The sequence below is a fragment of the Sediminicola luteus genome (assembly GCF_002514735.1).
Lineage (GTDB): Bacteria > Bacteroidota > Bacteroidia > Flavobacteriales > Flavobacteriaceae > HQA918.
Genome location: NZ_KZ300476.1, coordinates 1,007,387 through 1,032,087, shown reverse-complemented (window position 1 = coordinate 1,032,087; position 24,701 = coordinate 1,007,387). Strand labels below are relative to the sequence as shown.

The following is a 24,701-nucleotide window of genomic DNA, read 5'->3' as shown; positions in this document are numbered from 1 at the left end:
TTATTTTATCCTTTCGGCATATACGATATAGTAGCGTGGGGTAAAACTACGCAGTAGGGGCCGAATACCGATTTTCTTAACCGGATTCGTCCATTTGTTACGATCTATAATCTTCCATCCGGCTTTTTCCAACAGCCAGTCGAACTGCCAATCTTCGAATTCGTGGTAGTGCCGATCCCAAGGGTCTGTTTTGCTTCGATAGGCCGTAGCGAACCATAGGCGTAGTGGTATACTGGCCACCAATTTATCGGCTTTAATCTCGCGCAATATGTTTAAAGGAGCCAACATATGTTCAAAGATTTCAAAGGCCGTTACCACTTGGGCATCGGAATTCTGTACGCTGCTAAAATTAAAATCGAGGTCTTCCCCTTGGGTATTGGTTACGCTATACCCTTGTTGGGCCATAACATCTGAAAACGGATTGTATACCCCAAGGTCTAGGATAGACGCATCGGTGTCAATATGTTTTTTTAGAAAGTCTAGAGTATGGGCGTATCGCTTATTCGGAAAATTGGTTTCGTACATGTTAGTATCTGTAAACGAGGGCGTTTATGTTCATGCCGGCGCCCACGCTTGCAAATATAACAACATCTCCTTTCTGAACTTGGTGTCCGTCCACTTTTCCTTTTCGTACCTGGTCGAAAAGGGTGGGAACTGTCGCCACCGAACTATTGCCCAAAAACTGGATGTTCATGGGCATAACATCGGCTTTGGGTTCGGCATCATACAGTTCGTAAAAGCGGTCAATGATGGCCTGGTCCATTTTTTCGTTCGCCTGATGAATGAATATTTTTTTCACCTCTGAAATCGGAATCCCGCTTTCGTCCAAACACTGTTTCATGGCTTGGGGAACATAGGTAAGGGCAAACTCATAAATCTTACGCCCGTGCATTTTAATATACTTGGTGGCGGCCGGTTCGCTATGGTTCGATTTTCCGAAAAACAGAAAATCTGCCTCTTCATTGGCATAAGTGGCCGAAGCCCGTCCTAAAATTTCACCGGACTGTTCCGTAGCTTCCAGAATGGTGGCACCAGCACCGTCGGAAAAAATCATGGAATCCCTGTCATAAGGATCTACAACCCGCGATAAGGTTTCCCCACCAATGATTAAGCAACGCTTTGCTAACCCCGATTTTATAAAACTTTCGGCATGGATCATGGCCTGCACCCATCCAGGGCAACCATAGATAAGATCATAGGCAATACAACCCGGATTTTTGATGCCCAGTTTTTGCTTTACACGAGAGGCCAGGCTTGGAAGCATATCACTTTGGCCATTTTGGGTAGGAACATCGCCAAAATTATGGGCATAAATGATATAGTCTAGTTTTTCCTTGTCTAGATCGGCGTCTTCCAAGGCTTTGAGGGAGGCATAATACCCAAGATCCGAACTATTTTGTTCTTCGGTGGCATAGCGGCGTTGATCGATTCCGGTAATAGCCTTGAATTTCTTGATAATAACCGGATTCGATTGTTTAAAACCGCTGCCATCCGGGTTCAAGAAAGTATGCTCTAGAAAGTGGTCATTGCCAACGGTAACTTTAGGAATATAACAGCCTGTTCCCGTAATGCCTATGCGTGCCATAATACTTGGATTTTAATCGATTCAATATAGGTAGTTTTCCATATCGGAGCTATGCATGCATAATAACACCTACGATGGTCAAGCGATGTTTTTGGTGTTTTTTGGAAAAAGAAAAGCCGTTTCCAGTAATTTGGAAACGGCTAATAGTAAGTTATTTGTCTTGTTATTAGGCTTCTATGAAATCTTCAATAGGGGCGCAACTACAAATTAAATTACGATCCCCAAAAGCTTCATCTACCCGTCTTACCGATGGCCAAAATTTGTTTTCGGTCACATAGGCTAGGGGGTAAGCCGCTTTTTCCCTACTGTAGGGTAGTTCCCAAGAATCTGCAGTCAGCATTTCCAAGGTATGGGGTGCGTTTTTCAGTACATTGTTGGGTTCTTCGGCATGGCAGCTTTCTATCTCGTTCTTAATGGCCAGTAAGGCATCACAGAAACGATCCAGTTCGGCTAGGCCTTCACTTTCGGTGGGTTCTATCATTAAGGTACCGGCCACCGGGAAGGAAACCGTTGGAGCATGGAAACCGTAGTCCATAAGGCGTTTTGCGATATCGGTTACCTCAATGCCATTGGTTTTGAACGGACGGCAATCTACGATCATTTCGTGGGCGGCACGGCCTTGTTCCCCGGTATACAGAACGTCGAAACCACCATCCACCAAGCGCTCTTTCATATAGTTGGCGTTCAGTATGGCGGCCCTCGTAGAATCGGTCAGACCTTTTTCGCCTAACAAGGAAATGTAGGCATACGAGATCAAACAAGCCAAGGCACTACCCCAAGGTGCGGCCGAAATTGCTGTAATCGCCTGGTCGCCACCAGTGGGAATTACCGGGTTGCCCGGCAAGAAAGGAACCAATTGTGGGGCCACACAAATAGGGCCAACACCTGGGCCTCCACCACCATGCGGTATGGCAAAGGTTTTATGCAGGTTTAAGTGACACACATCGGCACCGATATTGGCCGGATTGGTCAGACCTACTTGGGCGTTCATATTGGCGCCATCCATATAGACTTGTCCGCCATTGTCATGGATCAATTGCGTAATCTGTTTTATGGAAGATTCATATACCCCATGGGTAGAGGGGTAGGTTACCATAAGGGCCGAAAGGTTTTCCTTATGTTTTTCGGCTTTTTCGGCCAAGTCGTTCAGGTCTATATTTCCTTTTTCATCGGTTTTGGTAACTACTACCTTCATACCTGCCATTACTGCGGAAGCCGGATTGGTACCGTGAGCCGATGCCGGGATGATACATATATTGCGATGGCCCTCTCCACGCGATTCGTGATAGGCGCGTATACACATGAGTCCGGCATATTCACCCTGGGCACCCGAGTTAGGTTGAAGCGATGTACCGGCAAAGCCAGTGATTACGTTTAGCTGATGTTCTAGACTAGCCAGTACTTCTTGGTAACCCGCAGCCTGGTCAACCGGAACAAAAGGATGTACACCACCCCATTGTGGCCAACTTAAGGGCAACATTTCGGTGGCAGCATTCAATTTCATGGTACAAGAACCCAACGATATCATCGAATGGTTCAAGGCCAAATCCTTGCGCTCCAATTTTTTGATATAGCGCATCATCTCGGTCTCGGAATGGTAGCGATTGAACACTTCCATTTCCATAAAAGGCTGGGTCCTGGCTACTGACGCCTCTAAAACAGTAGTGGTTTCACTATGGTTTTCGGCTTTTACCCCTTCCGCTTCGGCAAAACAAGCGATTATAGCCTCTAAATCTAGGTCCGAGGTCGTCTCGTTCAAACTTACCGATACATGCTTGCCATCTATATAATGGAAGTTGATTTCTTTGGCTTCGGCAATGGCCTTTAGTTTGGCACTATCTGTAACCTTGATGTTCAAGGTGTCGAAATATTGTGTATTCTGTTGGCCAACACCCATGGCGGCCAGGCTTTGTGCCAGCTGCTGGGTTCGACCGTGTATCTTATTGGCGATATACTTCAAGCCTCCCGGACCGTGGTAAACGGCATACATACCGGCCATAACCGCTAAAAGTACCTGGGCGGTACAAATGTTAGAGGTGGCTTTGTCTCGTTTAATATGTTGCTCACGGGTCTGTAAAGCCATTCGAAGGGCGCGTTTACCATCAAGGTCTTTGGTTACCCCAATGATACGGCCGGGAATATTTCGTTTATAGGCCTCCCTGGTCGCGAAAAAGGCAGCATGAGGCCCACCATAACCTAAGGGGATACCAAAGCGCTGGGTAGTACCTACCACCACATCTGCACCGAATTCGCCTGGCGACTTTAATAAGACCAGACTCATAATATCGGCGGCAACGGCTACTTTGATCTCTTGTTCGTGGGCTTTGGTAACGAAACCTTCGTAATCGTATATGGCTCCGTATTTACCCGGATATTGCAACAAGGCACCGAAATAGGCCGGGTCGAAATCGAAATCGGTATGGGATCCGAAAACAAGTTCGATTTCCAACGGAATGGCCCTGGTTTTTAATAGGGATACCGTTTGTGGTAAAACCTCTTCGGAAACGAAGAACTTTTGTACGCCTTGTTTTTTCTGCGCCCTACTACGCAGGGCGAAAAGCATGGTCATGGCTTCTGCCGCGGCCGTGGCCTCATCGAGAAGTGAGGCATTGGCCAACTCCATACCCGTAAGTTCGGTAATTACGGTCTGAAAATTCAGCAGCGCTTCCAGCCTTCCTTGGGCAATTTCCGCCTGATATGGGGTGTAGGCTGTATACCAGCCCGGGTTTTCTAGAATGTTCCTTTTGATAACCGAAGGGGTAATGGTATCGTGGTACCCCAATCCGATATAGGTTTTAAAAAGTTTGTTTTTTTGAGAGACACTATGTAGGTGGTTCAAAAAACTATGTTCGTCCATAGCAGGGGCGAGATCCAAAGGTTCTTCCAATCGAATATCGGCCGGAATGGTCTCTGTAATCAACTGATCTAAACTGGAGGCGCCGACCTTTTTCAACATGGTTCCCAGGTCTTTGTTGCCTATGCCGATATGGCGTTTTGCAAAAACATCCGTGTTCATAGTCTGATAAATCCTTAATTGTTTAATGGAATGGCCGCAAAATTACGATATTATTAGCGGATTGTACTATACTAACTTGTAGTTTGCCGGCCCATGGTAAGATATGCGGGGCTTTGGTTATTTTTGTGAGATGAAGGTTTGGGTACAAGGGTTTCAATGGTATCTAGAGGCCAGTGTGCACGTGGCTTTGGCTGTGGTTTCGCTAACCTTGGTCAGTAGCTGGCAACATAACATTTCTGTAAATGTCCATTTAATTTCCGCCCAGTTTTTTGGTGCCATTGCCGTCTACAATTTTATAAAATACGGTATAGAGGCCCAACGCTATGTTTTTGTGCCCCGAGGAAGGCATAAAAAATACTTTTGGTTCAGTATACCGGCCCTGTTGCTGGCGCTTTATAGCGGATGGTTTTTGTGGCAGGATTTATGGGTTGTTTTTTGGGTACTGGCCATTTTGGTCGGTCTGTATGCCCTGCCCATGCTCAAAAAGGGGAAGAATTTACGCAGTATTGGTTGGTTAAAGGTTTTTATCGTAGCCTTGGTCTGGGCTATAGCCACGGTTATTGTTCCTGTGTATCAAAAGGAAGCTACCCTGCTTTGGGATACATGGGTTGAGTTTGTACAACGTTTTCTGTTCGTTTGTATACTTATGTTGCCTTTTGAATTGCGTGATATGGAAGTAGATCCAGCTGAATTACGAACCTTGCCCCAGCGTTATGGAGTGAAAAAGGTTAAGGTGTTGGGGGTGGTTTGGGTTGTGGCCTTCTTTCTGTTAATCTTTTTTAAAGATATAATCGGGTATGGGGAACTTTGGCGTAAAGCCTTTCTTGCTGCCATATTACTCCTGATGCTATGGCGAATGCATGCCGAAAGATCTCGTTATTTCGCTTCTTTTTGGGTGGAGGCCATACCTATGTTTTGGTTACTATTGTACCTAGGATTTCCCGACTAAGGTTTTTTTCTCCAATTCGGTCTTCATTTCCTCTTTTTCGGACTCGGTAAGACTGTGCAGCTCTGCCTTTTGGCAAAGGTGCGATAGTTGGGTATTTTTTTTAGAATGTTGGGCACAGGTTTTACAGAACAACAGGTGTATTCTCAGTTTCAAATACCTCCATTTACTCACTTCGTCATACTGTGCTTTGTCGCAGATTTCGGCGGCTTCTTCGCAGCTTATCATTGTTTAAAACCAATTTTGATTAAGGCATCCCATCAAGGCCGTTCTGGCCCGGTGAATCATTACCCAAAGGTTAGACGGATTAATACCTAGCTCATTACAAATATCTTCGGTGCTAATGCCTTGAATGGTCTTCATGGTAAAGACCATAGATTGTTTTTTAGGGAGTTTGGCGATACATTCCTGTATGGCCAAGCCCAATTCTTCATTTTCTAGCTGGCTCTTTCCGGCTTGGCTATAGGGGTCGGCCACACGCTCTTCGGCCCAATTGCCTGACTCTTCGTCAAAAGATTGGGGCATACGTACTTCGGCCTTGCCTTTTTTTGAATTTATTTTTCGGTAGTGGTCTATGACCTTTCGTTTAAGAATGGCAATTAACCAAGTACGCTCGGCGGCATCTCCTTTATAGTTTTTGGCAGATTTTAATCCGGCGAAAAAAGTTTCCTGTACCAAATCCTTGGCCATTTCGGTATCACTGATACGCGAAACCGCATAGTTAAATAGATAGTCGGAATATCGGTCGACCCATTTGTTGGGTTCGAGTTGGTGCGTGTGTTCCATGGTTTGAGGACTAAAGGTAGGGCTTTTTGTTAAAATCGCTATTTCCATTTTTAAAACTATTTTTGTGCAAATACCAAACGCTATGAAATACGTATTGCTTTTTGTTTTTTGTCTGGGTATCAGTGCCTGTTCATCGCAAATAAAAACAAAGTCTATAACGGAAATCTCACAAAACGATATAAAAACAGGAACACTGCTCGATGTACGTACGCCCCAGGAATTTAATAGGGGGGCAGTGCCTAATGCTATAAATATCAATTGGATGGATGCCGGTTTCGCTACTCAGGTACAGGCCCAGGTACCCAAGGATAAAACCGTTTATGTGTATTGCCAAGCCGGAGTGCGATCGGCCAAGGCGGCCCAAAAGTTAAAGGAGTTGGGGTATACCGATATTGTTGAGCTCAGTGATGGGTATGCGGCCTATCCGAAGTAAATAGTCTTCTGAACTGAGAATGAAGCTTATTGATGCCAGGAGTTTTTGATGGGTAAGTTTGAAAAATATGGTTTGGACAAACTTGTATAAGCCGATCTCCGAAACTCATGCTATCCTAATAAACCCGCCCTACGTAACAATGCCTCTGGTTTGGGGGCACTACCCCGGAATCTTTTATAGAGTTGCATAGGGTCTTCCGTACCACCTTTACTTAAGATGTGTTCTTTAAAGGAAGCGGCGGTTTCCTTGTCGAAAATACCTTTCTCCTTAAAAAGTTCAAAGGCATCGGCGTCCAATACTTCGGCCCATTTGTAGCTGTAATAGCCCGAGGAATATCCGCCTTGGAAAATATGTGAGAAGGCGGTGCTCATACAGGTACCATCAACTTCAGGGAACAATTGGGTGTCGCCAAAGGCTTCTTTTTCGAATTGGCCCACATCGTTTATAGCTGAAGGGTCTTGGCTATGCCAGGCCATGTCCAAGAAACCAAAGCTCAGTTGGCGCAAGGTGGCCATGCCTTCTTGAAAAGTGGCACTGTCCTTTATTTTTTGGACCAGTTCCATGGGAATGGTCTCCCCGGTTTTATAATGTTTGGCAAAAAGGGCCAAGGCTTCTTCTTCATAACACCAGTTCTCCAAAACCTGACTGGGAAGCTCTACAAAATCCCAATACACCGAAGTGCCCGAAAGGCTGGGGTAAGTGGTGTTGGCCAGCATTCCATGTAGTCCGTGTCCGAATTCATGGAACAAGGTGGTTACCTCGTTAAAGGTGAGTAATGAAGGGGTGTCTGCCGTGGGTTTGGTAAAATTACACACATTGGACACTTGGGGTCTACTGTTTTTACCGTCTTCTATGTATTGTCCTTTAAAAGAGGTCATCCAGGCACCACCCCGTTTACCCGGTCTGGGATGGAAATCGGCATAAAAGAGGGAGACAAATCCACCCTTTTCATCGAATACCTTATAGGTTTTTACGTCGGCATGGTAGGTGTCGATATCGGTTACCGCTTCAAAGCGGAGCCCGAATAGTTTTTCGGCCACCTGAAATACTCCATCGATGACGTTTTCGAGCTTAAAATAAGGTTTGAGCAAGGTGTCGTCTAGGGCAAAACGTTCTTGACGTAGTTTTTCGGAATAATAGGCGCTGTCCCATTTTTCCAATCGGGCTATGTTGTCCCGTTTTTTGGCAAAAGCGGCCAACTCGTCGAATTCACGTTGGGCGGCAGGTTTGGCTTTTTCCAACAATTCCGAAAGAAAATCGAGTACGGTCTTTGGGGTTTTGGCCATACGTTCTTCCAAAACAAAATCGGCATGGGTATCGTAACCCAAAAGCTGCGCTCGTTGGTGGCGTAACTTTACGATTTGGAGTACGTTTTCCTGATTGTCCTTATCGTCGTTCTTATAGGCTTTACTGGCAAAAGCCTTGTGTAGTTTTTGGCGAAGTTCCCTGTTGTCGGCATACTTCATAAAAGGAATGTAGCTCGGATAGTCTAAGGTGACCAACCAGCCATCGAGTTCCTTGGCCTTGGCCATTTCGGCGGCCGCGGCCTTTTCGTTTTCCGGTAGCCCGGCCAGGTCGTTAGGCTCGGTCAAATGCATTTGAAAGGCGTTGGTCTCTGCCAATACGTTTTCGCCAAAGGTAAGGGCCAACTGGGCCAATCGGGTATCGAGCTCCCTTAGTTTGGCTTTTTGCGCGGTATTTAGAAGGGCACCGTTTCTGCTAAAGCCTTTGTACTTCTTCTCGAGCAAGGTGTTTTGCTCGATAGTGAGCTCCAGTTGGTCTTTTTGGTCGTACACTTTTTTGATACGGGCAAAAAGGGCTTCGTTTAGAACAATATCATTCTTAAAATTCGAAAGTAAGGGCGAAACCTCTTGGGCGATTTGTTGGATCTCCGGATTGGTTTCGGCACTGTTCAAATTAAAGAATACACTCGAAATACGGTCCAAGGCCTTGCCCGAATAATCTAGGGCGGCAATGGTGTTTTCGAAGGTAGCCGGTTCGGTTTGGTCGGCGATGGCCTCTATTTCGGCTTTGGCCTGGGCCATGGCCGTTTCAAAAGCCGGTTTGTAATGTGCGTTCTCAATTTTTGAAAATGGTGCCGTATCAAATGGCTCCAACAATGGGTTCCCCATAATAACTTTTATTTTTTGGCGACTGATTTGGCCCCTTCGATAACTTTTTCTTTCAACCCTTCTTTAAAGGCAATAATTTTTTCCAACAAGGCTTCGTTCTGACTGGCCAATATCTGCGCGGCCAAGATTCCGGCGTTTTTGGCACCATCCAAAGCCACGGTGGCCACGGGTACCCCTCCGGGCATTTGAAGAATGGAGAGTACCGAATCCCAACCGTCTATAGAGTTGCGACTTTTAACAGGTACCCCGATAACCGGTAAAGGTGATAAGGAGGCCACCATACCCGGTAAATGGGCTGCCCCACCGGCACCGGCGATAATTACCGAGATGCCCCTTGTATGGGCGTTTTTACTAAAGTCGAATAATTTTTCTGGGGTACGGTGGGCCGATACGATATCGAGTTCTACCGGAATACCGAACCCTTCGAGAACGTCTAGGGCGTCTTGCATAACAGGAAGGTCGCTGGTGCTTCCCATAACAATGGCTACTTTGCTCATATACTTTTTCTTTAGGGGCTATTGGCTTATGACCCCGATACGTTGTTTTACTTGTTGGGCCTTTTCACGGGCACGTTCTATTTCATTGTCCACTATGGTCACATGCCCCATTTTACGGAAGGGGCGGGTTTCCTTTTTGCCGTAAATATGTGGGGTAACCCCAGGAATGGCCAAAATTTCGGCCATGTTTTGGTAATGTACCGGGCCGGTATGTCCTTCGGCACCTACTAAATTCACCATTACGGCGGCCTGTTTGCTTTGGGTGTCGCCCAAAGGTAGGTCTAAAATCGCCCTGAGATGCTGTTCGAATTGGTTGGTGTAACTGCCCTCAATACTATAATGCCCACTGTTGTGAGGTCTTGGCGCCACTTCGTTCACCAAAATTTCATCATCTTCGGTCAGGAACATTTCTACGGCCAACAAACCGGTCATTTCCAGTTTCTCGGCCACTTGTAAAGCGATATCGCGGGCTTTTTGGGCAACGGCATCCGGAATACGGGCGGGGCAAAGTACATATTCTACCTGGTTGGCTTCCGGGTGAAACTCCATTTCAACCACCGGATAGGTAACCACTTCCCCTTTGGGATTACGGGCCACGATAACCGCCAATTCATTTTTGAACGGGATCAATTCCTCGGCAATACATTCCCCTTGGGGCAGGTCTTTTAAATCTTCCAACGAACGTACCACTTTAACCCCTTGACCATCGTAACCGAACTGGGCGGCCTTCCATACAAAAGGTAAGCTGATACCGCCATTGTTAACGCTGTCTTCAATTTCGCTGGCATAGGCAAAGCGGCTAAAAGGTGCGGTTGGGATATCGGAATCTACATAAAACAGTTTTTGCTTGGCCTTGTTCTGTATGGTGCGCAGGCTATGGGTGGGCGGATACACGGTAACCCCTTCATTTTCGAGGGCTTCCAAGGCATCAGTGTTCACGTTTTCGATTTCTATGGTAAGTACATCCACATCTTTACCGAACTGGTACACCGTATCGTAATCCATTAAACTGCCCAAGACGAATTCGTCACAGGCAATGCGGCAAGGTGCGGCTTCCGAAGCATCGAGTACTTTGGTTTTTACGTCCCATTTTCGGGTTTCGTATAGCAACATTTTACCTAACTGGCCTCCGCCCAGGATGCCTAGTGTAAAATCGGTCGAAAAATAGTCCATAGGGTGCTCCGTTTTCTGTGTTTTATCAAAGGGCTTCAAACCCACAAAGGTATAAAATCGGGGGCAGCCCCAAAAAGAGAAATCTATGTACTATCTTTGCCCCTTCATTAGTTTCAGGTGATTCGATTAAAGGATAAATATTTCAAGCCTTATCTCACGGAAGACAAGGTGCAGGAAATCGTAAAAAAAGTGGCTTTGCGCATTGCCGAGGACCATAAAGACGAGGTGCCCGTTTTCGTTGGGGTACTCAATGGTTCCTTTATGTTCGTGGCCGACCTTCTAAAACACTATCCCTACCCATGTGAAGTGGCCTTTGTAAAACTGGCCTCCTATGCCGGTCTTACCTCTACCGGATTGGTGCAGACCCTGTTGGATATGCCGGAGGATTTGGAAGGCCGTACGGTACTTATTGTGGAGGATATTATCGATACCGGGAAAACTTTGGAGAAATTGGTCGATATGCTCGAGCAGACCAATGTAAAAAAATACAAGATCGTAAGTCTGTTGTTAAAGCCGGAAGTGTACAATGGCGACTACGATATAGATTATGTGGGGCTAGAGATACCCAACAAATTCGTGGTCGGGTATGGACTCGATTATGACGAACTTGGAAGAAACTTACAGGAAATATACCAACTAAACGATACGGATATGATCAATCTTGTGCTATTCGGTAAACCCGGAGCAGGAAAAGGCACCCAGGCCACATTTTTGAAGGAAAAATACAATTTGGTACACATCTCTACCGGAGATTTGTTCCGATACAACATCAAAAACGGAACCGACTTGGGTAACGAGGCCAAATCCTATATCGACCAGGGCCAGTTGGTACCCGATGCGGTGACCATTGGTATGTTGGAGGCCGAGGTAGATAAAAACCCGAATGCCCAAGGCTTTATTTTCGATGGTTTTCCAAGGACTACGGCCCAGGCCGAAGCATTGGATACCTTTTTGGAAGGTAAGGGTATGAAAATAGACGCTACCATAGCTTTAGAAGCGGATAACGATATTTTGACCGCCCGTTTGTTGGAGCGTGGTAAGGTAAGTGGGCGTACCGACGATCAAGACGAGACCAAGATCAGGGCCCGTTTTGAAGAGTACACCCAAAAAACCGCTCCGTTACAAGAGTTCTACACGGCCCAAGACAAATTCCATAGTGTAGACGGAATCGGCGCCATTGAAGAGATTACCGGTCGTTTGGCCGTAATCATCGACGGTTTGGTAGCCGTAAACAAATAAAAACCCCTTGCCATGACCGAAGGTAATTTTGTAGACTACGTTAAAATACATCTGGCTTCGGGTAATGGAGGTAAGGGTTCGGTGCATTTGCATCGCGAAAAGTATATTACCAAAGGTGGCCCCGATGGGGGAGACGGAGGTCGTGGTGGCCATATTATCCTAAAGGGTAACCGAAACCTTTGGACCCTATTCTCCTTTAAGTTCAAAAGGCATTTTAAGGCCGGTCATGGGGCCCATGGTAGTAAAAACCGTAGCACTGGGGCCGATGGTGAAGATGTGTATTTAGAAGTGCCGTTGGGTACACTGATACGCGATACCGAAACCCAGGAGGTAATCTGTGAGGTAACCGAAGACGGACAAGAATTGATTCTGCTCGAAGGAGGTTTGGGCGGTCGTGGTAACTGGCATTTTAAAAACTCGGTAAACCAGACCCCGCGTTATGCACAGCCCGGTATTCCTGGACAAGAACGTCAGGTTACCTTAGAGCTTAAGGTATTGGCCGATGTAGGTTTGGTAGGTTTCCCGAACGCGGGTAAAAGCACCTTGCTATCGGTCCTGACCTCGGCAAAGCCCAAAATCGCCGATTACGAGTTTACCACCCTAAAACCGAATTTAGGGATTGTAAAAAACCGCGATTTCCAAACTTTTGTAATGGCCGATATTCCGGGTATTATCGAAGGTGCGGCCGAAGGGAAAGGGTTAGGGCATTATTTTTTGCGCCATATTGAGCGCAATGCCACCTTACTCTTTTTAATCCCTGCCGATAGTGCCGATATCGCGAAGGAATATCATATTCTATTAGATGAATTACGGCGTTACAATCCGGAAATGTTGGATAAAGATCGCTTCGTGGTCATTTCTAAAAGCGATATGCTGGACGATGAGTTAAAGGCAGAAATGAAGGCCGAGCTCGATCAAACCCTCGAAGGGGCGCCCTATATGTTTATTTCTTCTGTGGCCCAACAAGGTTTGCAAGCCTTGAAAGACAAGCTTTGGCAAATGTTGAATGCTTGACCCCACAATTCGGCTAACAGCTATGTCTAGATTAATTTTATGTAGACTTCCCTATATCAATTAGGGGTAGCAGGTCAAGCTGTTTTCGCTTCCATGGTTTGTCAAGTTGTACCTATTATAATGCATGTATACAGGAATGACTTGTATTGGAAGGAAGTTGCGTGTACAATGAAAATAGTAGTTTGAATTTCAGTTGATATATATATATATAAAGCATGAGAAGAAAATTATTGGTATTGTTTTTTTGGGGTATTACGCTTATAGGTTGCACTACTAAAAAGAAGGCCGCACCTGAGATAGAGACCTTAGATGTTGATTCTAAAGAAGTACAAGAAATCGAAGAGGTCCATGAGAAAGAGGAGTACGAACTACCTGTTGACTATCAAGATACTAGGAGGATTAAATACTTGTCTAAAGATTCTTATGCCGTTGTTGCTTTTTTTGATAATGGAAGGGCAACTTTAATTCGTGACTTTGAACTATGTGAAGAGAACATGTATGAACTTTATGAAGCGCCATCTGAATATACTTATGAATTAGTAGGAAACATAGTGAGTTTTACCAGAAAAGAAGATGATTTTGCAACCGGTATAAGATTATCGTCAAATTTTTGGGTTATAAAGGACTTTAACGAGATAGTTGAAATACAACCTTGTAATTAAACGAAAACACACTGTTCAAAAGCAGTCTTTAAATAAAGACCAATTGGCAAACCTGCCAAGTCTGTAACCATTGCTCTCAAACTCTCGCCTTAAACATAGCTAGAGCCCATGGTTCTACTGGTTATGACCTGCCCTTTTGGGAACAAAGGGGAGTGGGGTCTATTTTTTTTTGATTTTAGGTCGACTTTCACCGTAAATAGTGCGCCATCACATAATTTCCTTGAAATTGGTTAACTTTATGGAAAACACCTACCTATGTTCCGATTTTGGCCAGTATTACTTTTCGTATTGGTGCTCAGCTCTTGTGCGGCACCCCGGGTGACCTATGATTACGACAGGGAGACCGATTTTAACAACTATTCTACTTACGCCTATTTTTCCGATTTGGAATCGGGTTTGAGTCCGTTGGACGAGAATCGTTTGCTTACGGCCTTGGATTCGGTGCTGACCACCAAAGGCTTGAAGTTTTCCGAGGAACCCGATATTTTGGTCGACATACGATCTGGTTTTTTCCATAGGCCCGAACAAAGTTCCGTTGGGGTCGGGGTAGGCGGCACCGGAGGTAGTGTCGGCGGCGGGGTGTCCTTGGGTATTCCCCTAGGCGGCAATGGCCCCGAGCTCGAGATTACCTTCGACTTTGTAGATAGCCAAAAGAAAAGTCTGTTCTGGCAGGCCGTAGCCACCGGGTCTTTTAAAGAAGGGGGCAGCCCGGAACAAAAAGAAGCCTACTGGCATAAACTGGTATGCAAGGCCTTTGATAAATATCCGCCGAAAATAAAAAAGACTCCCTAAGCTGGGTTGAGATATTCGCCACGGCTGGAGAGGCCTGAACGTTTTTTCTGTTCAATTAGAAATTGCCGCCCAAGCGATTAGTTGTAACCCGAAAACCGGTAATCCTGAATTCATAATCCATAACCCATAACTATTTTTACTATTCTACCCTAAAACACGCCCATTTTTACCAGCCCGGCGTTGGGGTTGAGGGTGCTGCCGGAAATGGCTATTTTAGCCGTTATGGAGGAGATAGTTCAGATACCCGATACATTTATTGAGGCCCATACCGATTTTAATAGTTTGGTGGGAGCATTACGCAATGCCTTTGCCCAGGCCGAGGTTATGGTGCCCATGCGGCATCATCACGATTTTCCAAACCCGGCCGTAGGTAGCGAATCCACCTTATTGTTAATGCCTGCCTGGAATCCGTCTAAGGAAGCCGGGGTAAAGATCGTAACGGTGAGCCCCGATAACGGTCAATTCGATTTGCCTTCAATTCAAGGCACCTACATTTATCTCGATGCGGTAAAAGGTCAGGTTAGGGCACTATTGGAGGCCAAGAGCCTAACGGCCAAGCGTACGGCAGCGACTTCGGCATTGGCATCGTCCTATTTGTCAAGACCCGATGCTTCCAGTATGCTTATGATCGGTACAGGGGCCTTGTCTGCTAATTTAATTCTGGCCCATGCCGCGGTCAGGCCCATTAAAAAAGTCTATGTCTGGGGGCGTTCCTTGGAAAAAGCCCAGGCTATTTGCAACCAATTGACGCATTTGGATTTGGAGTTGAAGGCCATAGAAGACCGTTTTTCGGTTATGCCGGAGGTAGATATTATCGCCTCGGCCACTTTGTCAAAAGAACCTTTGGTATTGGGTGAATATCTACGCGAAGGCCAACATATTGATTTGGTTGGGGCCTATAGAAAAGATATGCGTGAATCGGATGATGCCTGTATCGAAAAAGCCACCGTTTTCGTCGATACCTATCAGGGCGGACTCAAAGAAAGTGGCGATATCGTTATTCCGCTTCGTGAGGGTAAGTTAAAGGAATCGGATGTAAAAGCCGATCTTTTCGGGCTTTGTTCGGGTAAACATAAGGGACGTAGTTCTGCCTCTGAAATCACCTATTTTAAATCGGTGGGCCATGCCTTGGAAGACCTAACCGCTGCCGGGTATTATTTTGATAAATATACCTGTCAGGTTTCTAAAACCTGACAGGTCTTTAATAAAGCATCAAATGACGAACACTTATAAAAATATACTGTCCAAAATCGATTTTACACCCAATGAAGATTGGTTGCAGATCAAAACCATAGATATGCATACCGGTGGTGAGCCGCTACGTGTAATCGTATCCGGATTTCCTGAGCTAAAAGGAGATTCCGTATTGGATTACCGTAGGTATTGTAGAGAACATTATGACCATTTGCGTACCGCCCTAATGTTCGAACCCCGCGGGCATGCCGATATGTACGGTTGTATTTTAGTGCCACCAAACGACGATGAAGGCGATTTTGGGATTCTCTTTTTACACAACGAAGGCTATAGCACCATGTGCGGCCATGCGATAATCGCCATTTCTACCTTAGCTATGGAAATGGGTTGGGTAGATGTGCAAGAAGGGGTGAATACCTTAAAGATAGATGCACCCTGCGGACGTATTACCTCCTTTACTACGGTTGAAGAAGGCAAGGTAAAAGGCGTGCGCTTCCATTGTGTCCCCAGCTTTGTAGTTGGTTTGGATAGAACTGCTGAAGTACCCGGTTTGGGTACCGTTACCTACGATTTAGCCTATGGCGGGGCTTTTTACGCCTATGTAGATATGGACAAGAATCAATTCGATTTCGATTTGACCCCTGAAAGTTACCGGGCACTGATCCAATCGGGCATGGACATTAAGCACGCTGTAATGGATGCGGATAAGGAAATTCTCCATCCGTTCGAAGAAGACCTTAGCTTTTTGTATGGTACCATTTTTATCGGTGATTCCCTTAACGAAGGGGTGGCTAGTAGAAACGTTTGCATTTTCGCTGAGGGCGAGGTGGATCGTTGTCCGACCGGGTCCGGTGTTTCCGGACGTATGGCCATACATAGGGCCCGTAAAGAACTGGAACAGTTCGAGACCCTTTCCATAGAAAGTATTACTGATTCGGTTTTTGTGGGTTCTTGGGTAAGCGAGGAAGATTATGGACCTTTTACGGCCGTAATCCCCCAAGTAGAAGGAACGGCACATATTACCGGGAAGCATACCTTTTGCATAGATCCCAATGACCTTATGAAAGACGGGTTTATTTTGAGGTAGAATTTTTTGAGGGATTTCAGCTAGCTACAACTCCTCTATTTCTTGATGTTGTATCTTGCCATAATGGAAAACAATAAGGATATTAAGGCATTGTTGACGGCTATGCATATTGATGCGTATCGGAAATGTGATGATTTTCATATCCTAAAATTCGAAGACCATCTCGATAAAATTCCCCGTAAAACAGTAAACCGGAAATGTGGCTTTTTTCAGGTTTACTTTTCCAGGCAGTATAACGTGGATGTTGTTATTGATGATTCGGCTTATTCCGCCAAGGACAAAACCATAATTTCCTTTGTGGCCCCGCAGCAGACCTTATCCGTTGATGTAAAAGAAGTCGAAGCTTTGTCCAATGGGTATATGCTGGTGTTCGAACCCTCGTTTTTGAACAGCGGTCTTACCGATTTTGATATCCAACGAAAGTTTCCCTATTTCAATCAAAACTACCCACCACTCTATAGTTTGGAAAAGAACCCTGCTGTGTTTATAGGGATTTTTGAAAGAATATATGCCCTATTCGAAAACCTGAGTCTGGAAAACCTAGAGATTATTCGTTCTTACCTGAATATATTGCTCTATGAATCCCGAAAATCGTTTTATGATGGCGGAATAAGGAATAGTATGGAGTCAAGGGGACAACGTATTGCTTTTACTTTTGAGAGTTTGATTCGAGAGCATTCGCATTCCAGAAATACCTTGGACTTTTATGCCGATAAACTGAATATTAGTACAGTGTATTTATCCGAATGTATTAAAAAGGCAACAGGCAAAACGGGAAAACAACTGATTGATGAATATACCATTTTGGAAGCATCAACCTTATTAATGCAAACCACAGATACCGTAGATCAGATTTCGGATACCTTAGGTTTTAGTGCGACCTCCAATTTTATCAATTTCTTTAAAAAACATACCGGGCAACCCCCTTTGAAGTATAGATACCAATTAAAGGCATAGGAAACAATAATTATTGCATGGTAATTAATATCTAATACGGTGGTGATCAGCGATACTTTTGCGAAAAAAAGTATCATGACGGATAAAATATTAAAAAGGGGTACCAGTCTATTGTTGATTGCATTTTTATCGATTAGTGCCTTGTTGTTCGGGGAGTTATTGGAACAAGTGGTATTCGTACCCAATTGGTTGATCGGTGATGTGGATCAAAACTTGGAGCACTTTAGAAAGTTTAAGCATACCACGGACCCGGGCATGTTCTATTTTCCTTTGACCTTAGTGGCCATAGTATCGCACCTGCTTTTACTGAAGAAAAACAGCTTGTTATCGGGCCTTCAGAAAAAGGCGGTCAGATTATCATTGATTTTATTCTTGATTGTCTTCGTCCTTACTATTTATGTGATTGTGTGTATAAATGTCCCGGTTATTGACAATGGGGAGCTATCAGGTGAGGCCCTTCGTTCCAAAATCTGGTTGTGGGCTGTTTTGAATATGTTCCGGATTATTTTACCTGCCTGTGGGGTGTATAAATTAGGACAGTTATTGATTTTAAAAAGAGAGGCCTAGTCGTGCTATCAGAATGAACTTTTGGTTCAATGCTTAAAAAAGGACTGTATATCAGAAAGGAGTAAACTAGGGGCTTGGTATAAGGTATGCCCTTGGTTTGGGATGATAGTCGGGTCTATACCCATTTGATTAAACCACGTTGTTGATGGTCGATGGGTATCTTCTTCCCCATAGATCAATCGGATAGGGCAATCCGGTCGCTGGGTTTTATAACGCAGTCGAGTAGCCGAAATACAATAGAGTCGGGTACATGGCAGGCCTTTTAAAATGGCTTTCCATGCAATAGTGCCGCCTATGCTAAATGCGAGGATATTGCCGGGTTTAGTTTCGGATTCTAATAATTTCTGTACGGCATGTCCTATACCGCCCAAAACGAAATATTGGTGTATTTCTTCGGGGGTCTGGATGTGGTCGGGTATTCCGGCTTCTTTTTTGCAGTCGAAGTAAGAAACGCTAAAGTCTGTTTCAAAATGGTCAATGTAGTCCTGTAGCCAAGCGGGTTGTCCCCCATACATATCGGAAACGATTAGTAAACTTTCTTTCATAGCTTGAACTTAGCGTGTTATAGACCTGACAGGTCTGGTCTTTTACTTGATTCGGATGCGTTTCCCGGTACTATGACTGCTGAATTCTGGGGCGTACATACTTTGTATTTGGGTAATGCCATTACTAAAGTCCCCTGAATTATTGGCGCGTAACCCATATTCGAAAACGAAGATTCCTTTGGGCAGGCGGTCAAAAAAGAAATGGGTGGCCGCATCTTTGGTGCTTTGGTAATACCCTAAGCCATCTTGCCATTTGTAGGTGGAGATAACATCCAAGGGTTCTAAACCAGATGATCGCTGGTCTTTCATATGTACGAACTCTAGCTCGCGATCCGATTTAAGCACGATACGCACCACGATTTTATCACCCACCTGTATCGGTTGGTCTTTGGTGATGGGGATCAGTTGTTTGCCTTGGTCGGTGTTTTTCTCGAGGTACAATTCTTTTTTGAGCTGTAAAGGGGTTTGGGCTCCGGTTATTTTATCGAGATCTTCGAAATATTGCCAATATAGGGCACCCCAGGCCATACCTTCCCCGGCTATGCTGAAACGTACTTCGGCCATCTCGGGTTTTATTTCCGAGGTGTTCCAAGTTTGTTTAAAATAGCCGGTGCCCGCCTGGGTTTTTGATGGGGTTATGGCTTGGTTTCCTAAACTGACCTGGGCTGGGCTATGGGTACCCAAGGTCTGTGTCCCCGTATGTAAAAGGGCATAGATAGCATCTGTGGTGGCCTTGGTGGTCTGCCAACGGTTGGTCTGTTTGTTTTTAAGCAACCACATTTTTAATTCATCTACGATCTGTGTAGGGGCGCCGAGCTCATCAAAAGTGTTGATCAACAGGGCTTGGGTTTCGATTGGGGCTTTATACCAATGCCAAGAGGCTTGGTTTTCTTTCCAATACCTACCCAATTCTTCATTGAAAACGGTGTTTTGCCCCAAAGCCTTCAAAATTTTGGCAGCAGTCTTGGGTTTCCCGTTTCGGTATAGGGCTAATGCCAACTGACCTTTTTGGTACAGGCTTTTATCCTTCCAATACTTTGTAGCCTGATCTAGATAGTAGGCTTGTATTTTTTGAATGCCTTTTTCCGTTTCTACAGACGGGAAAAAACTACGCATATACAGATATTGAAGCTGCGCAGCACTCAACTGATCTTTTTTAAGGTCTCTATTATACTTTTTCAAGTCTGCGTATTCCCTTTCGAATTCTTGGTCTAGGTAAACCAAGGCCTTATGGATCATGGGTTGTGCCTCTGACAGTTCAACGCCCATTTTTTGCAACTGCCCTAAGCCGGTAATAATATGTTGGGTAATAAAACGGTTGTCGCGCCCCCCGGCAAACCAAGGCCATCCGCCTGAACTGGACTGCTTGACTTTAAGCTTGTTCAAGTTGTTTTGCAAGCCATTTTTTAGGGTGTTGAGGTCAAACAAAAGGGCTATCCTTTTTTGTTGCTCACTTTCCGATTGGGCATCGCGCAGCCAAGGTGTTTCAGAAATGAGAATCGATTTTAATTCTTGGTTCTTCTCCAAGGGAGAGGCCAATACCTCTTGGTTGGCCCACTGCTTAAAAACAGCTTGGATCTTAGGATTGGCATCTAGAATATGGCGGGCCAAGGCATTGGCATAGAAACGCGAAAAGATTTGCTCGTTGCAATCATACGGGTATTCCATTAAATAGGGTAGGGCCTGTACCGCATACCAAACCGGATTGCTGGTTACCTCCAGACTCAATTGATGATGGCTTAGGGTGGTTGAAGTACTGTTCTTCAGTTTCTCGAGACTGAAGTTACGTGTCTCGCCCCCATTGGCCCATAGGGGTAAGGTTTCGGTGACCAATTTTCGATTGGTCAACACGGGGAGTACGGCTTGTTCTCCATCGGTATGGGCGCCGGCTTTAGCCAGAACCGTATATTGTACCGCTTGTAATCCTTCTGGGATGATGAGGTTCCAGGAGACCTGGGTATTGCCTTGGGCATCTGCGGTAAAGCTTTGGGAGGTTTCGTTTACTTTAAGTTCTGCTTCTAGTTTCTTATTCGAAATGGGGTCGATCAGTACTAATTCAGCGGTCCCGTTTAAAACGGCATCCGTTAGGTTAGTAATCTTGGAACTAAAGGTGATTTGATCGCCTTCCCTTAAAAATCTTGGTGCATTCGGGGTCACCATCAATTCTTTTTGGGTAACGGCCTCCAGTTGGGTAACCGTGGTGTTCATGGATTTACTATGGCCGAACAATTGCAGTTTCCAGCGGGTCAAGGCTTCCGGACTGATAAAACTAAAGCTAATATGGCCTTCGGCATCGGTTTGTAGTTCCGGAAAGAAAAAGGCGGTTTCTTGCAGGTTTTTACGAATCACAGGTTTGGGCGACACGGATTTGGTGTCTTCTTCACTGCCAATGTGCATTCCTGCGGCCTTTCCTCTGACGGCCATCGCTTTTTTTTCTACGGAAGGTGATGTAGAGGTTATGACAACTTCGTTTAAAGTTTCTGCATCATCCATAACCATCATTTCCGGCATACCCCTGCGGTACAATCGGGCCAGGTTAAAATGAAGGCCGAATCGGTTGAGTCTTGGTGCTACACGCCTCCGCACTTTTACTACTTTCGGGCTAACTTGGGTTTCTACAAAATTGGTGGTTTCAAAACCTATGGTCTGGGGTTGGTGCCAGCCCATAAAATGTGCTTTGCGATGTGGGCTAAAGGCCCTCCAATTATGAGGTGAAAAAGCATCAAGGGCGGCATCGTACATACTGGCCAATATTTCGGTGGCTAGTTGCTCGCCATTGGGGCCTTTTATGGTAAATTCCCAGCTTTCTTCTTCCCCGGGCTTTAGTTTATCCCTAAAACTGACTGTTTCTAGTTGTAGTTCGGTTTTCGGGAAGGGTACTTCGATTTGAATAGTCCCGGCAATACCCTGGTTTAGGCCTGCCCCGGCATAGGGTATGCGAATACCACCTAAATGCACCTCCTTAATTTCGATTTCGAACCAGGTAACTTTCGGGCCCACTACAATATCCCTGACCGAATAGGCCTGTCCGCCATGGGGCATATAAATACCAAGGGCTAATCCATCGACCGCCGAGGATAGTCCTATAGAGGCGGTCTCTCCCGGGGCATAGGATTTTTTATCGGTTTGGATCTGTAGTAGGGTGTTATCTACGACCCTTTTGTCCTTGGCGTCGTATATACGGGTATAGATTACATCTTTTACTGCTTGGCCATTGGCATCGGTGCTAGATAATTCCCAAACATATTGGCCCGATGTCCATTTTTTAAGGTTGGCCAGTGAAAGCTGGGTTTCTTGGGCAGTGTCGTAACTAAGGTTTGCGACTAAGTCCCCTTTTTGCCAATTTCGTATCTCGTTTTCGTCTTGGTAGGCTTCATGTGGGAATTTTTTATGGAATTCCGCTTGGGACAAATTATTATAATCCGGTGCCGGCCAAGGTCGCTTTCGATACACCCGTTTCGGGGCATTTAGTTTATACACCTTTATACTTCCGCTATTTGAAACAGCCTGCCCGTTTAAATTGGTGATATGAACACCTAAGCTGTGTTCTTTTTGTGATTTGTCCAATTCGGAATTCAGCAGTAGTTGTGCCGTTAAGGTATGGTAGCCTACCCTGACCTTAGTTTCACTACTTTGGGTTTCGCCATTGATATCGGTTACGGTAGCTTCGACGGTATAAGTGAAAACAGGTTGGTTTTCGGGCTGAGCCCCGGCCTCGGGTAGGGCTTGGAAAGGAATTTCAATACTACCATCGGCTTGGGTTTGGGTATTGCCTTGGGCGATCTCGGTGGTTTCTTGCCGTCTTGGTAACCACCAGCACCAACGCGGGTATTCTACTTGGCGGTACACCCTATAGGTAACATTCGCTTTTGTCAATGGTGCCCCCGAATAGGTTTTGGCGCTTCCGGTCGTGGTAATGGTTTCGTTTAATCGTACCGCATTTTCCTGAGGTTGCAGCTTTACCTCGAATTTGGGGCGTTTGTATTCTTCCACCAAAAAGTGGGTGCTACCTAATCGTTTACCGTCTTTTGTCCTTATGGTTAAATTGTAATGGCCGTTTAAACCCGAATTGGGTAAAACGAACTGTCCATGAACCGAACCGAAATCGTTAGTGCTCAATTCAGTTTTATTTACTTCTTGACCATTGACATCGGTAAGGGTAAGCTGAACGCTTTGATCGGGTAATACCTGCGATTTACCCTCGAAAGAAGTGAACACGATACTTTTATAGTACAGCGGTTGCCCTGGTCTGTATATGGCACGATCGGTAAACAAAAGGGCCTGTTCCCTTCGCTTTTCGGTAGTTTGAACTCTGGCTTGGGCGGCTATCCAATGATCACCCAAATAGCTGGTTTCATCTTTATGGGTAACCCGCACGGAAAAGGAATTGTTTTTGGATGGCGGTCTGTTCATGGTAAACCGCCCATTTTTATCTGTCGTTACCGTATAATTTTCAATTAGGGCATTTCTTCTATGGTTATTGTAAACGATATGGGCTTCAGCACCGCTTATGGGTGCACCATGGTTACGGTCAACGATTTGAAATAGCTTGCCCTTGCCCGTGTCCAGTGTTATCAATACCAGGTCGGTAACCTGAAATTGACCCACGGCATAGTGCTTACCGTCTGGGGCTTGGGCCAGTACGGCATATAAACCGAAAGGAAGACTCGGTAGTACCAGTTCTGAGTTATGCCTTTGAAAATCGCCTTCGTTGGTCAGTTGGGCCTTCCAGGTTTTGATCGGTTCTTCGCTTATAACAAGTTTTCGTTTTTGAAGGGCGCTCCATTCCCTTTTAACGGCATTAAAAACGGGGTCGGATAGTGAATACAATGAAAAATGGAGTTCAGAAATATTCTGATGGTATACCTTAACCATCGACGGTTTGTTTACCGGTAGGTTGGTTTCGTGGTTGATTTCAATCGATTTTTCAGCGATTTCAACTTGTAAGGCAGCACAACGGTCGGCGGCCATGGTATTTGGGAAAGCAGTAATGACCTGCTCGCACAAGGCATAGGCTTCCTTCTTTTTCCATTGGGTAGTTGTTTTTCCCTCTGGTGCATAGGTATTTCCTGCGGCTACCCAGAGTTGGGCCATACGGTGGGCATATAGTCCCGATTCGGGGGTTTCTTTAATTAATTGACGTTGTTCTTCCAAAGTGGTTTGCAAATGCATGGCTTTATCGATGATTTTGCCTTGGTTGAATACAAAATCGAGACGGTCTAGATCGGTCAGGGCCATGATTTCAGTCTGGCCTTGTCTTTGGTGGTGTTGCAATAACTCTTGAAACAATCGGAGTGCCTTTAGTTGTAATGCTTTTTCGTCTTTATGGGTTAGGTTTTGGGTAACGAAATCGACACGGCCACATAGCAATTGCGGGTCGGTCATTTGAAAACGATGGGCCGATTTAGACAAGGGTTGCTCGTCTTTTTTGTAAAAATCCAATGCTTCCAGGGCCAAGAGATCGAAAAGGGTAGCGTATCCTTTTTTATCCCATTTTTTGGTATGTAGCAAGGGTGCGAATTCCTTTAAGGAAGTCTGTTGCAATGCCATGGGTCTAGCCAAAGAATTTTCATAAAGTGTTGAGGTTTCCTTAAAAAGGCGTTTTAGATCCCAGGTTCTAAAATCGGCATCGGTAACCGCTCCTGCCGTTCGGTCGGCAAATTGCCATCGATTTTGTTGATAATATTGCCAATACAATTGCGCGAGGTAACTTTCCAGGATGTTTTTGGTAGGGAAGCTGCTTTTTTCAATGGCATTTTTAAAACGTTCCACAACTTTGAGTTGGGCGTCTTCTTCCAGGGTCAGGCTATATTTGGAGATATAAAGAAGGGCTTTGGTATATTGGGCCGTATTGTTTTCCGCTTCGGCCTTGGCATAAATTTGTTGGGCCACGTTTAAAGCCGATTGGGTCAGCTGATCCGCTTCCAGCTTTTCTATTTTTTTCCAGAGGGAAGCATAGGAAGGCTTGTCTTGGGCTTGCCCGATTTGGGTAACAATAAGAATGCTTATAAGGGTAAAAATAGATTTCATATCAATGGTGTCAAGTGTTGTTAGGTCAAAATTAATTTTGCATTCC

20 protein-coding genes are annotated in these 24,701 nt (G+C 45.2%); 10 read left to right on the top strand and 10 right to left on the bottom strand.

The annotated features are described in order from the left end of the window. From B7P33_RS04275 to gcvP, 3 genes are all read right to left on the bottom strand, one after another. Positions 1–525: a methyltransferase domain-containing protein gene (locus tag B7P33_RS04275; RefSeq protein ID WP_097440686.1), complete on the bottom strand. Its 525-nt coding sequence runs from the start codon at positions 523–525 to the stop codon at positions 1–3. 1 nt (position 526) lies between these two features. Beyond that, the gene (locus B7P33_RS04270; protein WP_097440685.1) at positions 527–1,585 is read right to left on the bottom strand and encodes a 3-oxoacyl-ACP synthase III family protein; all 1,059 of its coding nucleotides are present in this window, start codon (positions 1,583–1,585) and stop codon (positions 527–529) included. Between the two features lie 166 nt (positions 1,586–1,751). Beyond that, positions 1,752–4,601, bottom strand: a complete 2,850-nt coding sequence (gene gcvP, locus B7P33_RS04265; protein WP_097440684.1) for an aminomethyl-transferring glycine dehydrogenase — start codon at positions 4,599–4,601, stop codon at positions 1,752–1,754. Between the two features lie 130 nt (positions 4,602–4,731). On the opposite strand from gcvP, the gene B7P33_RS04260 reads away from it, so the two are divergent. After that, positions 4,732–5,550 carry a UbiA prenyltransferase family protein gene (locus B7P33_RS04260; protein ID WP_097440683.1) on the top strand — a complete coding sequence of 273 codons (819 nt, stop codon included), beginning with the start codon at positions 4,732–4,734 and terminating at the stop codon, positions 5,548–5,550. Here B7P33_RS04260 and B7P33_RS04255 read toward each other — a convergent pair. Next, positions 5,533–5,775, bottom strand: coding sequence for a hypothetical protein (locus tag B7P33_RS04255; protein ID WP_097440682.1), 243 nt, complete (start codon positions 5,773–5,775; stop codon positions 5,533–5,535). The genes B7P33_RS04260 and B7P33_RS04255 overlap by 18 nt on opposite strands. A gap of 3 nt (positions 5,776–5,778) precedes the next feature. Then, entirely contained in the window at positions 5,779–6,333 is a 555-nt protein-coding gene (locus B7P33_RS04250) for a sigma-70 family RNA polymerase sigma factor (protein WP_097440796.1), read from the bottom strand. Between the two features lie 82 nt (positions 6,334–6,415). On the opposite strand from B7P33_RS04250, the gene B7P33_RS04245 reads away from it, so the two are divergent. Continuing rightward, on the top strand, positions 6,416–6,766 hold the full coding sequence (locus B7P33_RS04245) for a rhodanese-like domain-containing protein (RefSeq protein WP_097440681.1): 351 nt from the start codon (positions 6,416–6,418) through the stop codon (positions 6,764–6,766). Between the two features lie 110 nt (positions 6,767–6,876). Here B7P33_RS04245 and B7P33_RS04240 read toward each other — a convergent pair whose 3' ends face one another. Genes B7P33_RS04240 through B7P33_RS04230 form a run of 3 tightly spaced genes read right to left on the bottom strand, consistent with a single transcriptional unit; the run spans position 6,877 to position 10,568 of the window. Next, positions 6,877–8,898 carry a M3 family metallopeptidase gene (locus tag B7P33_RS04240; protein WP_097440680.1) on the bottom strand — a complete coding sequence of 674 codons (2,022 nt, stop codon included), beginning with the start codon at positions 8,896–8,898 and terminating at the stop codon, positions 6,877–6,879. Between the two features lie 8 nt (positions 8,899–8,906). Continuing rightward, complete coding sequence (gene purE, locus B7P33_RS04235; protein WP_097440679.1) at positions 8,907–9,395, bottom strand: 5-(carboxyamino)imidazole ribonucleotide mutase; 489 nt, start codon at positions 9,393–9,395, stop codon at positions 8,907–8,909. A gap of 18 nt (positions 9,396–9,413) precedes the next feature. Then, positions 9,414–10,568 carry a 5-(carboxyamino)imidazole ribonucleotide synthase gene (locus tag B7P33_RS04230; protein ID WP_097440795.1) on the bottom strand — a complete coding sequence of 385 codons (1,155 nt, stop codon included), beginning with the start codon at positions 10,566–10,568 and terminating at the stop codon, positions 9,414–9,416. Positions 10,569–10,685: 117 nt separating this feature from the next. Between B7P33_RS04230 and B7P33_RS04225 the strand changes: the two genes are divergently transcribed. The 8 genes from B7P33_RS04225 to B7P33_RS04190 all read left to right on the top strand — a co-directional run bounded on the left by B7P33_RS04225 (position 10,686) and on the right by B7P33_RS04190 (position 18,080). After that, a complete protein-coding gene (locus B7P33_RS04225; protein WP_097440678.1) occupies positions 10,686–11,807 on the top strand; it encodes an adenylate kinase in 1,122 nt (373 codons plus the stop codon). Positions 11,808–11,819: 12 nt separating this feature from the next. Next, positions 11,820–12,821 carry a GTPase ObgE gene (obgE, locus tag B7P33_RS04220; RefSeq protein WP_097440677.1) on the top strand — a complete coding sequence of 334 codons (1,002 nt, stop codon included), beginning with the start codon at positions 11,820–11,822 and terminating at the stop codon, positions 12,819–12,821. Between the two features lie 215 nt (positions 12,822–13,036). After that, complete coding sequence (locus tag B7P33_RS04215; protein ID WP_097440676.1) at positions 13,037–13,483, top strand: hypothetical protein; 447 nt, start codon at positions 13,037–13,039, stop codon at positions 13,481–13,483. A gap of 255 nt (positions 13,484–13,738) precedes the next feature. Further along, positions 13,739–14,275, top strand: coding sequence for a DUF4136 domain-containing protein (locus B7P33_RS04210; RefSeq protein ID WP_097440675.1), 537 nt, complete (start codon positions 13,739–13,741; stop codon positions 14,273–14,275). Positions 14,276–14,497: 222 nt separating this feature from the next. Continuing rightward, positions 14,498–15,469: a bifunctional Delta(1)-pyrroline-2-carboxylate/Delta(1)-piperideine-2-carboxylate reductase gene (locus B7P33_RS04205; RefSeq protein ID WP_097440794.1), complete on the top strand. Its 972-nt coding sequence runs from the start codon at positions 14,498–14,500 to the stop codon at positions 15,467–15,469. Positions 15,470–15,491: 22 nt separating this feature from the next. Further along, on the top strand, positions 15,492–16,556 hold the full coding sequence (locus tag B7P33_RS04200; protein WP_097440674.1) for a proline racemase family protein: 1,065 nt from the start codon (positions 15,492–15,494) through the stop codon (positions 16,554–16,556). A 63-nt stretch (positions 16,557–16,619) separates the two neighbouring features. Next, the gene (locus tag B7P33_RS04195) at positions 16,620–17,513 is read left to right on the top strand and encodes a helix-turn-helix domain-containing protein (RefSeq protein ID WP_172435847.1); all 894 of its coding nucleotides are present in this window, start codon (positions 16,620–16,622) and stop codon (positions 17,511–17,513) included. A gap of 75 nt (positions 17,514–17,588) precedes the next feature. After that, positions 17,589–18,080: a hypothetical protein gene (locus tag B7P33_RS04190; protein ID WP_097440672.1), complete on the top strand. Its 492-nt coding sequence runs from the start codon at positions 17,589–17,591 to the stop codon at positions 18,078–18,080. 26 nt (positions 18,081–18,106) lie between these two features. On the opposite strand, the gene B7P33_RS04185 is transcribed toward B7P33_RS04190, so the two are convergent. Both B7P33_RS04185 and B7P33_RS04180 read right to left on the bottom strand, forming a co-directional pair. Continuing rightward, positions 18,107–18,625, bottom strand: a complete 519-nt coding sequence (locus tag B7P33_RS04185) for a hypothetical protein (RefSeq protein ID WP_097440671.1) — start codon at positions 18,623–18,625, stop codon at positions 18,107–18,109. 42 nt (positions 18,626–18,667) lie between these two features. Continuing rightward, on the bottom strand, positions 18,668–24,655 hold the full coding sequence (locus B7P33_RS04180) for an alpha-2-macroglobulin family protein (protein WP_097440670.1): 5,988 nt from the start codon (positions 24,653–24,655) through the stop codon (positions 18,668–18,670). Positions 24,656–24,701 lie beyond the last annotated feature (46 nt).

Coding starts and splice junctions, on each gene's coding strand:
- B7P33_RS04275 (WP_097440686.1), bottom strand. CDS start 525: ATGTACGAAACCAATTTTCCGAATAAGCGATACGCCCATACTCTAGAC.
- B7P33_RS04270 (WP_097440685.1), bottom strand. CDS start 1,585: ATGGCACGCATAGGCATTACGGGAACAGGCTGTTATATTCCTAAAGTT.
- gcvP (WP_097440684.1), bottom strand. CDS start 4,601: ATGAACACGGATGTTTTTGCAAAACGCCATATCGGCATAGGCAACAAA.
- B7P33_RS04260 (WP_097440683.1), top strand. CDS start 4,732: ATGAAGGTTTGGGTACAAGGGTTTCAATGGTATCTAGAGGCCAGTGTG.
- B7P33_RS04255 (WP_097440682.1), bottom strand. CDS start 5,775: ATGATAAGCTGCGAAGAAGCCGCCGAAATCTGCGACAAAGCACAGTAT.
- B7P33_RS04250 (WP_097440796.1), bottom strand. CDS start 6,333: ATGGAACACACGCACCAACTCGAACCCAACAAATGGGTCGACCGATAT.
- B7P33_RS04245 (WP_097440681.1), top strand. CDS start 6,416: ATGAAATACGTATTGCTTTTTGTTTTTTGTCTGGGTATCAGTGCCTGT.
- B7P33_RS04240 (WP_097440680.1), bottom strand. CDS start 8,898: ATGGGGAACCCATTGTTGGAGCCATTTGATACGGCACCATTTTCAAAA.
- purE (WP_097440679.1), bottom strand. CDS start 9,395: ATGAGCAAAGTAGCCATTGTTATGGGAAGCACCAGCGACCTTCCTGTT.
- B7P33_RS04230 (WP_097440795.1), bottom strand. CDS start 10,568: ATGGACTATTTTTCGACCGATTTTACACTAGGCATCCTGGGCGGAGGC.
- obgE (WP_097440677.1), top strand. CDS start 11,820: ATGACCGAAGGTAATTTTGTAGACTACGTTAAAATACATCTGGCTTCG.
- B7P33_RS04215 (WP_097440676.1), top strand. CDS start 13,037: ATGAGAAGAAAATTATTGGTATTGTTTTTTTGGGGTATTACGCTTATA.
- B7P33_RS04210 (WP_097440675.1), top strand. CDS start 13,739: ATGTTCCGATTTTGGCCAGTATTACTTTTCGTATTGGTGCTCAGCTCT.
- B7P33_RS04205 (WP_097440794.1), top strand. CDS start 14,498: ATGGAGGAGATAGTTCAGATACCCGATACATTTATTGAGGCCCATACC.
- B7P33_RS04200 (WP_097440674.1), top strand. CDS start 15,492: ATGACGAACACTTATAAAAATATACTGTCCAAAATCGATTTTACACCC.
- B7P33_RS04195 (WP_172435847.1), top strand. CDS start 16,620: ATGGAAAACAATAAGGATATTAAGGCATTGTTGACGGCTATGCATATT.
- B7P33_RS04190 (WP_097440672.1), top strand. CDS start 17,589: ATGACGGATAAAATATTAAAAAGGGGTACCAGTCTATTGTTGATTGCA.
- B7P33_RS04185 (WP_097440671.1), bottom strand. CDS start 18,625: ATGAAAGAAAGTTTACTAATCGTTTCCGATATGTATGGGGGACAACCC.
- B7P33_RS04180 (WP_097440670.1), bottom strand. CDS start 24,655: ATGAAATCTATTTTTACCCTTATAAGCATTCTTATTGTTACCCAAATC.